Raw genomic sequence first — 10,957 nt, forward strand, 5'->3', positions numbered from 1 at the left:
AGTGTTAATCTCGCCACAATTCAGATTGAGGAGTAGAAAAATGAAATTATTGATTATTATTCCTGCTTATAATGAGCAGGGAAATATTAAACGTGTTGTAGACAGTTTAATACATAATTACCCACAATATGACTATATAGTTATCAATGATGGTTCTAAAGATAATACCTTAAAAATATGCCAAAATGAAAATTATAACTATATTAATTTACCTATTAATTTAGGATTATCAGGTGCATTCCAAACTGGAATGAAATATGCGTATATTCATGATTATGACTATGCAATTCAATATGATGCTGATGGCCAGCATAGGGCTGAATACATAGAAGATATTTTGGATGAAATTAAAAATGGATATGATATTGTCATTGGTTCTCGTTTTGTAATAGAAAAGAAGAAACTTTCTTTTCGGATGATGGGAAGCCATCTTATATCATTTGCAATACTTTTGACAACAGGGAAGAAAATTAAAGATCCTACCTCTGGAATGAGAATATATAATCGTGGAATGATAGAAGAATTTGCAAATAATTTGAATTATGGACCAGAACCTGATACCATATCTTATTTAATGCGTCAAGGAGCCAAAATTGCAGAAATACAAGCGAAAATGGATGAGCGTATTGAGGGGGAAAGTTATTTAAATACAATTAACTCTATTAAGTATATGCTTAAAATGGGAATCTCGATCTTGTTAGTACAATGGGTTAGAAAGCGTAACCCTATTGTAAGAACAAATAATCCATTACAGAAAGAAGCTGTTGTCAAATGAGTATTATGTTAAGAGTTGCTTTAATAATTGGGTCTACATGCACCACTTGTTATTTCTTAAGAAGGATTCGGCAGTCAAAAGTACAGATAGAGGATACAGTGTTTTGGATTTTGGCATGCTTAGCCCTAATTGGAGTTAGTGTATTTCCTCAAATTGCAGATATATTTACACATGTTCTAGGGATTATATCTACTGTTAATTTCGTTTTTCTATTTATGATTTTTATACTGCTTCTTAAAATTTTTTCAATGACAATTAAATTATCTGTTTTAGATAATAAACTAAAACAATTAACGCAAAAGTTTGCTTTAGAAGACTATGAAAAGCGAAATGAAGGTTTGTAATGAAAAATAGTACAAAAGTGGGAAAGAATATTCTTTGGAACTCAGTTGGGTCACTCTTTTATTATATTTGTCAGTGGGCAACTACGGTTGCTGTAGTACGTATTTCTGGTTATTCCGCTGCAGGTATGCTGTCTTTGGCAATGGCTGTAACCAATATATTCTATATATTCGCTCTTTATGGTATTAGAAATTTTCAAATATCTGATATCAACGAAAGATATTGCAGTGGCATCTATATATCGACCCGCTGTTTCACCTGCTTTTGTGCTCAATTATTTTGCATATTATTTTGCTTTTTAGTAGGATATCGTGGAACACAGCTTTTATGTATTATTACTTATATGATATTTAAATTGTCTGAAGCATTGGTGGATGTATATCACGGAATCGTTCAAAAAAAATGGAGACTGGATATCGCAGGAAAATCCTATATCGCCCGCGGCGTTTTTACATTGTTAGTGTTTTGCTTATGTTTATGGTTTACTAATTCTTTAAACATAGCCGTTTTAGGAATGGCTATATCTGCTTTTGCAGTTATACTATGCTATGATATTCCTATGGCCAAAAGAATTGACGAAAGTCATCCTCAAATTTATTTAAAGCAAACCTGGTTACTTTTACAAGAGTGTTTACCTCTTCTTAGTTTCCAATTATTAATTACACTTCTCAGTTTCATTCCAAGATATTTTTTAGAAAAAAATTTTGGGCCTGAACAATTAGGAATTTACTCTTCGGTTGCAAACCCTACCTACTTTGTGCAAATGCTTTCTCTTCTAATATTTACACCTCTGATTCCCATCTTTGCAAATACTTTTAAGAAACCGGATAAGAAATCGTTTCTTGTGCTGCTTGTGAAATGCTTTTTGATAATGCTGGGGATTTCTGCAGTATCTTTATATGGAGCATATTTGCTTGGACAGTGGGGCTTAATTTTGTTATATGGGAAGGATATAATTCATTTTACATACTTGCTGATTCCTGTTGTGGGATGCACAATTACAACGGCCTTTGTATGGCTTTTTAACGGTGTAATGACGGCTATGCGAGCACTTGGAAGTATGGTATTTGGTGCCGCTGTTGCAACGATAATTTGTTATGGTCTTTCTACAATTTTAATTACTAAATATGGCATGAATGGTATTAGCTTTGCGCAGGGCATTTCTCAAGGAATACTTGCGATATATATGTTGGCTGTTTGTTTAATAAAAACTAAAGATATAAAACAGCAAAACGGATTAAAATAAGCAAGTTATTTGAAAAATATATATAAATGCTTTTGAGTATAATTAATTGAACATAGGGAAGGAACGTTATTGTGAAAAAATTGGCAATATGTATACCTGCTTATAATCGACCAAAAGAATTAATTGATTTGTTAAAGTCTATTATATTACAAATAGACGATAATAATAGACATCAAGTATGCATTCGAGTTTGTGATGATTGTTCTCCGAATGATAGTTTGAGTAGTGTAAATTCTTTTATGAGTAATTATGATATTGATTTTATAATGATAAGAAATCAACAAAATTTAAGATTAGATAAAAATATGTTGAAAGTCGTGAGTATGGCTGATGCTCAATATTGCTGGTTAATGGGTGATGATGATGCACTTTGTACTGGTGCAATAAATAAAATTTTATTATATTGTGAACAATATCCGGATATAGACGTATTTTTAACCAACCGATATGTTTGTAGTAGAAAATTAAAACCATTTATGAAGGAATATTTAACGACCTACAAGAGTAATATTACTGTTGATTTTACAAATAAGCAAGAGGTCATGCGATACTTTGATCGATTATATAGTACTACTTGTTTAGGTTATGCAACCAACTTAATTATTAAAAAAGAAAAATGGGATAATGTTAATTGTGATAAATATATTGGTACACAGTATATACATGTAGCAAAATATTTATCCTTACTCTATAAAAAAGGAAAATTAATGTTATTGGCGGATTGTCTGATTCTTTCAAGATTTGGTAATGATAATTTTTACAACAGCTTAAAACAGAGGATATTTATTGATTATATGGGCTTTTTAAAACTCTCCGATATGTTTAGTGATGATGCAGAGATTAAAAGACTTTTTTTAAATGTTGTACCTAGACATTATAACCGAGTATTTCTATATGCTGTTAGCTTAACTTCTAATTTATCAGTTGATGAAATTGAAATTATGCATAAATTAGGATATACAAAAAGAGATTTGGATATTTTGAAAACTAATAATAAACTGTTATCATTTGTATGCATGAATTGGAATATTTTTAAACAATTGTTTGTTGATTTTAATTGGTTTGTCAAGACTAGCTTCATTACTTTACAGAAAATTTTATGAAAGGGGAAACTAAAAGTTGAATAATTATCTGATGATACATTCTTGGGCTTTTAGAGTGGGGAATGTTAATAGTACAGAAAATATACTTGCATGGGTGCGTGAGCTAAATAAAAAAATCTGTGTAGATATAAAAAAAATAAATCTATCCGAAGATTTGGTATGGAGTTACCATGAAATAAGTGGCGAAATTGCTAATAATAATTCCACTTTTTTTAAAATTACTGGTTTTCAACAATGGAGAGGTAATAGGCTGTTTTACGAACAGCCTATTATTGTCCAGAATGAAATCGGTTACTTAGGTATCATCTGCAAAGAAATTGATGGCGTTTTAAATTTTTTAATGCAAGCAAAAATTGAACCTGGCAATATCAACAAAATTCAAATTTCACCAACTATTCAGGCAACAAAAAGCAATTTTATGCAAAAACATGGTGGAAAAAAGCCACCGTATTTAGATTACTTTATTAATGCTAGCAAATATGAAATAATAGTTGATCAGATTCAATCGGAACAGTCATCAAGATTTTTGAAAAAACGCAATCGTAACATTATAATTAAAATAGATGAAGATATCCCTGTATTGTCAAGTCATAAGTGGATGACGCTTGGACAAATTAAGGTATTAATGAAATATGATAACTTGGTTAATATGGATACTCGTACAGTATTGTCATGTATCCCTTTTTCTCAGGTTATGCTTTCTAAACAGGAAAAGAATATAATTTGCAGACATTTTACTGAGAAAGAGTTCTACCGTTCTATTTTTGAAGGAGATGGCATGAATTCTATGACTGAAATATATCAGTATATAAATAATTATAAAATGTTTGATGAAAGCATAATAGAGACAATCCCTCTGTTTGATATGAAGTCATGGGAAATGAAAGATGGAGAATTTGTCTGCAAAGAAGAGTTCCCTTTTAAAATTGTTTTCTGTGATATATCAATAGAAGGCAGAGAGGTTAAGCATTGGACTCAGCCATTGTTTGAAGCTGTTGGAATGGCAACATTTGGACTTATTATGTGTGATATTGACGGGGTTAGAAAATTTTTGGTTAAGGCTTATCCTGAGATAGGGTGCTTTGATAAAATTGAGTTGGGACCGAGTGTCCTGCTTGAAGCTACTGATGATTCAAGCAAATACGATGAAATTACTACCCTATTTATGGACAAGCTTGGCAATCCATCAAACGTATATCATAATGTAATTCTTTCTGAGGAGGGTGGGCGATTTTATCATGAACAGAACAGAAATATTATACTTAAACTTCCTTATGCAGAATTGCCTAAGCTTCCAAATGGTTATTTTCTTGTAGACTTTAAAACGCTTAATACATTAGTACAGGTTAATAACTGCCTTAATATTCAGCTTAGAAATCTATTATCACTGTTGGAGGTGTAGTAGCTGTGACAACGATAAGAATCGGCGTTATTTGCCCGTCGGAGATTGCGTTCAGACGGTTTATGCCTGCACTAAAGAAACATGAAGGCTTTGAGTTTGTGGGTATTGCGTATGCAAATGATGAAGAATGGTTTGGCAAGAAGTCAGAATGTAACGATCATACTGTAATTGAAAATGAGCACAAAAAGGCAAGCATTTTTGCTGATACATATGGTGGACGAGTATTTGACAGTTATATGAAACTGTTGTCATCAGATGAGATAGATGCTGTATACATACCACTTCCACCAGCCCTACATCATAAATGGGCAAAAAAAGCACTTGAGTATGGGAAGCATGTCTTACTTGAGAAGCCTTTTACTACGTCGCTTAAACAAACGGATGAGCTTATTGCGCTCGCAAGGAAAAAGAAGCTGGCACTGCATGAAAACTATATGTTCCAGTACCATAGTCAGCTTGATTATATAAAACAAGCTATCACAGACAAGAAAATAGGGGAGCTGAGATCGGTAAGCATACAATTCGGATTTCCGTTCCGCGGAGCTAATGATTTTCGATACAACAAGTCGCTGGGAGGTGGTGCACTACTTGACTGTAGTGGGTATACGATAAAGCTTGCATCATTGCTACTAGGTGATAGCGCACGCGTGGTTACCTCACAGCTAAACTATACTGATGGCTTTGATGTTGACATTTACGGCAGTGGGACGATTGTAAATAGCGATGGACTAACCGCACAACTTTCCTTTGGAATGGATAACAGCTATAAGTGTGATCTGGAGCTTTGGGGCAGTACAGGTACGCTCTACACAAACCGCATACTGACAGCTCCGGAGGGCTTTGAACCTTTGATGACCATAAAAAAAGGTAATGGTGAGATTACCAAAAAGCTGTCTGCTGACGACACCTTTGCAAAGTCGATTGTGGCATTTAGTGCGTGCGTGGAAAATAGCAAATGCAGAGAAGAAAACTATAAGGCTATAAAAAGGCAGGCAGTGCTGGTAGATGAATTTGTACGGGGGACGGAGAAATGAGAATTACGGAGCTTGCTATCGCAAGTGTGAAAGTACTGGAACCAGACGTTTTTGAGGACTACCGTGGCTACTATATGGAGTCATATTCCAGCAGAACTCTAGAAGAGTATGGCATAGATAATGTATTTGTGCAGGACAATCACTTGCTTTCCCTTAAGCGTGGTACAATAAGAGGAATACACTTTCAGAACGCGCCAAAAGCGCAGACGAAGCTATTGCGTTGCACACGAGGAATAATTCTTGATATAGCGGTTGACTTACGTAAAGACTCACCTACATACAAAAAATATGTAACAGTTGTGCTGACTGGCCAAAACAAAAAGCAGATTTTTATACCAAAGGGTTTTGGACACGCCTGTTTGTCGTTGACTGATGATACCGAAGTTCAGTATAAGGTTGATGAGTTTTACTACCCTGAGTATGACAGAGCGATTGCGTGGGACGATCCTGAGTTGGCCATACAGTGGGGAATAAATGAAATTGTTGTTTCGCCAAAAGATAAGAATGCACCTAAACTGGCAGATAGCGATGCTAACTTTTCAATGGAGAATTGTAGATAATGAAAAAAGTTATTATTACAGGAGCCAGTGGATTTATTGGAAAAGCTTTGACTGTTAAACTTATAAATCAAGGTGTATTTGTTTATGCTATTGTAAGAAATGAAAAAAAAATGGAGGATTTATCATCACAAAATCTTAAAGTTATAAGAGCAGATATAAAAGACTATAAAAACCTTTCTGACAAAATTTGTGATAATATTGATACCTTTTATCATTTAGAATGGGTAGGTGTCTCGGGACCTAATTATAACGATTATAAAGAACAAATTGATAATATAAAAGCTAGTTGTGATGCAGTATCTACAGCAATGATTCTAAAATGCAAGCGCTTTGTTTTTGTTGGGTCAAGTCATCAATATCTTTCTGTTAAAAAAAATGGAATTACCGTTCCCGCAAATACATCGGTTTACGGCTGCGCTAAAATGTCAACACAACTTATATGTAAAACATTAGTAAAAAATAGTTCAATGTTTTTTAATACAGCTTTATTTACAAATGTATTTGGTGTCGGCGACTTCTCATTGCGTTCAACTAATTTGTTAATAACTAAATTTTTAAATAATGAAAATCCTAGATTAATTAGTGGAGAGCATCAACATGATTGGATTTATATTGATGATGCAGTTGCTGGGCTTATAGCAATTACCGAACGTGGTATTCCTGATAAAGACTATTACATAGGTAATTTAAAATTAAAAACATTTAAACAAATTATTTCGAATGTCAGAGATATAGTAAATCCTCAAATACAACTTGTTTTTGGAGAATATGAAGATCCAACATTTATAGATTATACAAAAATAGATTTGGAAGAACTTTATAGGGATACAGGATTTGAAGTAAAGTGTAATTTTGAAGAAAGCATTTCAAAAACAGCCGAGTGGGTGAAGACGTTGAATATATAGAGGTGTATTATGCAGGAGATTATCATAGTTGGCAGTGGCTTTTTCAGCAGTATATTGGCAAGAAAGATAGCCGAGGAGCTAGGGGAAAAGGTCTTGATAGTTGAAAAACGTTCGCACATTGCTGGAAATATGTACGATGAATATGATAAACATGGAATATTGGTGCAAAAATACGGGCTGTATTTTCTTAATACTAACAAATTTTACATAATTGATTTGTTACTAAAGTATGCTGAGTTGTTTCCGCATTGTACTAAGTTACTCAGCTTTTTGGATGGAAAATATGTTCGGTTGCCGTTTAACTTTCAGACAGTACAACAGCTAGTGGGTGCTAAAAAGTCAGAGACACTACTTGAAAAACTGTGTAATTCATTTATTGGACGTGATCGTGTGCCAGTACTGGAGCTTGTAGAACACACAGATACTGATATAAGCAAATATGGCGAACTTGTTGTTTGAAAAGGCTTATAAAACGTATATTTCGAAAATGTGGGACGTTGGCGTAGATCAAATAGACAAGTACGTACTTGAACGTGTGCCTATGGCAATGAACTATGACGAACGCTATCTGAACAAGGACTTTCAGAATTTGCCCCAAAATGGCTTTACAAAGCTGTTTGAAAACATGCTTAACCACCCGAATATAGAGCTTCAGGTAAATACTGATGCCAAGGAGCATATACTTTGATGATGATGGCAGACAAGTTCGTTGCCTAATATTTACCGGTGCGATAGATGAGCTCTTTGACGAAAAATATGGTACGCTGCCGTACCGCTCACTGAGTACAGTGATAACAACAGTGTTCTTCCCTGCGAGATTATATCCTATCCGCAAGCGGTGGGTTATACAAGAAGTACCGAGTACAGAAAGATGATGTATGATAGCTCCAAGGTATGTGGCTCTGTAGTTGCCACCGAGTATCCATTGTGGTATGATCCAAAGGCTGATATCGGAAACATCCCGTACTACCGTGTTGTTACCGAGCAAAGCAACAGGAGTTATAAGCGCTATCTTGACGAGGTGGAAAAGTACGAGAACATATTCCTGTGCGGACGTCTTGCCGAATTTAAGTACTATAACATGGACGTCTGCATCGAGCATGCACTGGACTACTTCCAGAATGTAAGGACGTATTTGGAGAGCAAATGATTGATATAGTAATTAATTTAATTAAGCGCAATCGTGAAACGATAGCATATCTGCTTTTTGAGTACTAACAGTGATTTTTAACACTGTCGCATTCTTTTTGTTGACATTTTTATGGGAGAGATTGTAGCAAATACCATTGGGTTTTTAGTTTGCTTATTGGACAAATACCATGTTTGTTTTTCGGCAGAAGATGTGCATTAAAACCTTTGAACAGTTTTTGGAATGCGTATAGGTACTATACTCATAGATAATGGTGGACTATGGTTGCTTTTGTCAACAAAATGTAATAAGCTTATTGTAAAGTGTGTTGTAAATGTAGTAATAATTATTCTTAATTGTATTTTTAGCCAATTCTTTATTTACAAAAAAGGAGCAGAGAAATGAAAGGCATTATACTAGCAGGCGGTAGCGGTACTCGCCTATACCCGATTACAAAGTGCGTTTCCAAGCAAGTACTTCCAATCTATGATAAGCCTATGATTTACTATCCGCTATCTACGCTGATGCTTGCAGGTATAAGAGACATACTAATTATCTCTACACCGAGAGATTTGCCTGCTTTTAGGGAGCTGCTAGGTAATGGAAATGACCTTGGACTTAGCTTTTCATATGCGATTCAGGAGTCACCAAATGGACTTGCTGAGGCTTTTATCATCGGTGAGGAGTTTATAGGCGATGATGACGTAGCACTGGTACTGGGTGATAACATTTTCTATGCACGCGGTTTTTCTGAAATGCTTGGCAATGCGCATGACATAATCCACAAAAAAGGTGGTGCGGTTATCTTTGGCTATAACGTGCCAAATCCCAAAGGCTTTGGAGTAGTAGAGTTTGATAAGCAGTGGAACGTGCTGTCGTTGGAGGAAAAACCAAAGGAGCCGAAATCGAACTATGCGGTACCGGGACTGTATTTCTACGACAACAAAGTAGTAGATATAGCAAAGAATATAAAGCCGTCGGCGCGTAGAGAACTTGAGATTACTGCTGTAAACAACGAATATTTGCGCAGAGGTGAGCTCAAAGTAGAGCTTTTTGGACGTGGTATGGCGTGGCTTGATACAGGTACGCACGAAAGCCTGTTGGAAGCTGCGCAGTTTGTTGAGATAGTGCAAAAACGACAGGGAATGTTTGTATCTTGTATTGAGGAGATAGCATACCGCAAGGACTACATAACTCGCGAGAAGCTGGCAGAGTTGGCGCAGCCTATGCTGAAAACGGAATATGGACAATATTTAATGCGTGTTGCGGAGGAAAAAGCATGAAAAACGTATTAGTCACTGGTGGAGCTGGATTTATAGGCTCTAACTTTATAAAATATTTACTAAATATTAATAATGATTGCTCAATTGTAAATTTGGATTTATTAACGTATGCAGGTAATTTAAATAACCTTCGTGATGTTGAGGATAATCCAAGATACATATTTGTTAAAGGCGATATACGTGACCATGAACTGGTCAACGAGTTGTTTACAAAACATAAAATTGATACAGTCGTAAATTTTGCGGCGGAATCTCATGTTGATCGAAGCATTACCGAGCCTGAAATTTTTTTAACTACTAATATTATTGGCACTCAGACTCTATTGGATGTTGCAAAAAGCTATTGGAAAATTCATTTAAATGATAAGTATGATCGTGAATATAGGTTTGGAGTAAAATTTCTTCAGGTTTCAACGGATGAAGTTTACGGAGCATTAGGGAAAACTGGTATGTTTACGGAAACCACACCACTGGCACCCAACAGTCCATATTCAGCATCAAAAGCAAGTGCGGATATGATAGTACGAGCTTATCATGAAACATTTGGTATGCCAGTTAATATTACTCGCTGTTCAAATAATTATGGACCGTATCAATTTCCTGAAAAGCTAATTCCGTTGATGATAAATAATTGTAAACAAGACAAGAAACTTCCAGTTTACGGGGATGGAATGCAAATCCGCGATTGGTTGCATGTCAGTGACCATTGCTCTGCAATTTATACAGTTTTATGTAAAGGTAAAAATGGTGAGATTTATAATGTTGGAGGGAATAATGAGAAAGCCAACATTGAAATTGTTAAATTGATAATTGACACTATAGGTAAACAAGAAAACTTGATTTCCTATGTCAAAGATAGACCAGGCCATGACAGACGCTATGCAATAGATAATACGAAAATTACTACACAATTAGGATGGAAACCAGCATATAGTTTTGAACAGGGTATGAAGGAAACGATTCAGTGGTATTCAGAACATGCCAATTGGATGGAGCATATAACTTCAGGAGCTTATTTGAACTACTATGAAAATATGTATGAAGATTCATCTGCACTTGCAACAGTTTAAAGAAGTTCAACTCAATTTCGCTAAAGTTCCACAGGTTTAGCGAACTTTCGAGACCCGATATAAAACAAAGGGGCAACGCATAGCGTTGCCCCTTTTCTAATGCTCGAA

General features: G+C 35.1%; 12 protein-coding genes and 1 pseudogene. All 13 read left to right on the plus strand.

The window, feature by feature from the left end:
* The first annotated feature begins 40 nt into the window (after window positions 1-40).
* The 13 genes and pseudogenes from EDD70_RS14200 (at window position 41) to rfbB (ending at window position 10,849) form a co-directional block, all read left to right on the plus strand.
* A complete protein-coding gene (locus EDD70_RS14200; protein WP_092756649.1) occupies window positions 41-775 on the plus strand; it encodes a glycosyltransferase family 2 protein in 735 nt (244 codons plus the stop codon).
* Window positions 772-1,119, plus strand: a complete 348-nt coding sequence (locus EDD70_RS14205) for a DUF2304 domain-containing protein (protein ID WP_092756647.1) — start codon at window positions 772-774, stop codon at window positions 1,117-1,119. Before EDD70_RS14200 ends, EDD70_RS14205 begins: the two co-directional genes overlap by 4 nt.
* Window positions 1,119-2,363 (plus strand): lipopolysaccharide biosynthesis protein, encoded by a 1,245-nt coding sequence (locus EDD70_RS14210; RefSeq protein ID WP_092756645.1) that lies wholly within the window; start codon window positions 1,119-1,121, stop codon window positions 2,361-2,363. Before EDD70_RS14205 ends, EDD70_RS14210 begins: the two co-directional genes overlap by 1 nt.
* 71 nt (window positions 2,364-2,434) lie before the next feature.
* Window positions 2,435-3,466: a glycosyltransferase family 2 protein gene (locus EDD70_RS14215; protein ID WP_162840952.1), complete on the plus strand. Its 1,032-nt coding sequence runs from the start codon at window positions 2,435-2,437 to the stop codon at window positions 3,464-3,466.
* A 16-nt stretch (window positions 3,467-3,482) separates the two neighbouring features.
* Window positions 3,483-4,868: an NDP-hexose 2,3-dehydratase family protein gene (locus EDD70_RS14220; RefSeq protein WP_092756641.1), complete on the plus strand. Its 1,386-nt coding sequence runs from the start codon at window positions 3,483-3,485 to the stop codon at window positions 4,866-4,868.
* A 5-nt stretch (window positions 4,869-4,873) separates the two neighbouring features.
* Window positions 4,874-5,902 (plus strand): Gfo/Idh/MocA family protein, encoded by a 1,029-nt coding sequence (locus EDD70_RS14225; protein ID WP_092756639.1) that lies wholly within the window; start codon window positions 4,874-4,876, stop codon window positions 5,900-5,902.
* A complete protein-coding gene (gene rfbC / locus EDD70_RS14230; protein ID WP_092756637.1) occupies window positions 5,899-6,462 on the plus strand; it encodes a dTDP-4-dehydrorhamnose 3,5-epimerase in 564 nt (187 codons plus the stop codon). Before EDD70_RS14225 ends, rfbC begins: the two co-directional genes overlap by 4 nt.
* Window positions 6,462-7,367 (plus strand): NAD-dependent epimerase/dehydratase family protein, encoded by a 906-nt coding sequence (locus tag EDD70_RS14235; protein WP_092756635.1) that lies wholly within the window; start codon window positions 6,462-6,464, stop codon window positions 7,365-7,367. Before rfbC ends, EDD70_RS14235 begins: the two co-directional genes overlap by 1 nt.
* A gap of 9 nt (window positions 7,368-7,376) precedes the next feature.
* On the plus strand, window positions 7,377-7,826 hold the full coding sequence (locus EDD70_RS14240) for an NAD(P)-binding protein (RefSeq protein WP_092756633.1): 450 nt from the start codon (window positions 7,377-7,379) through the stop codon (window positions 7,824-7,826).
* The gene (locus EDD70_RS15245; protein ID WP_092756631.1) at window positions 7,807-8,055 is read left to right on the plus strand and encodes a UDP-galactopyranose mutase; all 249 of its coding nucleotides are present in this window, start codon (window positions 7,807-7,809) and stop codon (window positions 8,053-8,055) included. The genes EDD70_RS14240 and EDD70_RS15245 overlap by 20 nt, the downstream gene beginning before the upstream one ends.
* Window positions 8,033-8,517 (plus strand): annotated as a pseudogene (locus tag EDD70_RS15185) (UDP-galactopyranose mutase). Before EDD70_RS15245 ends, EDD70_RS15185 begins: the two are co-directional and overlap by 23 nt.
* 380 nt (window positions 8,518-8,897) lie before the next feature.
* Complete coding sequence (gene rfbA / locus EDD70_RS14260) at window positions 8,898-9,779, plus strand: glucose-1-phosphate thymidylyltransferase RfbA (protein WP_092756627.1); 882 nt, start codon at window positions 8,898-8,900, stop codon at window positions 9,777-9,779.
* Window positions 9,776-10,849: a dTDP-glucose 4,6-dehydratase gene (gene rfbB / locus EDD70_RS14265; protein WP_092756625.1), complete on the plus strand. Its 1,074-nt coding sequence runs from the start codon at window positions 9,776-9,778 to the stop codon at window positions 10,847-10,849. Before rfbA ends, rfbB begins: the two co-directional genes overlap by 4 nt.
* The last annotated feature ends 108 nt before the right edge of the window (window positions 10,850-10,957 follow it).

It is taken from the genome of Hydrogenoanaerobacterium saccharovorans (assembly GCF_003814745.1).
GTDB classification, from domain to species: Bacteria; Bacillota; Clostridia; order Oscillospirales; family Ruminococcaceae; genus Hydrogenoanaerobacterium; species Hydrogenoanaerobacterium saccharovorans.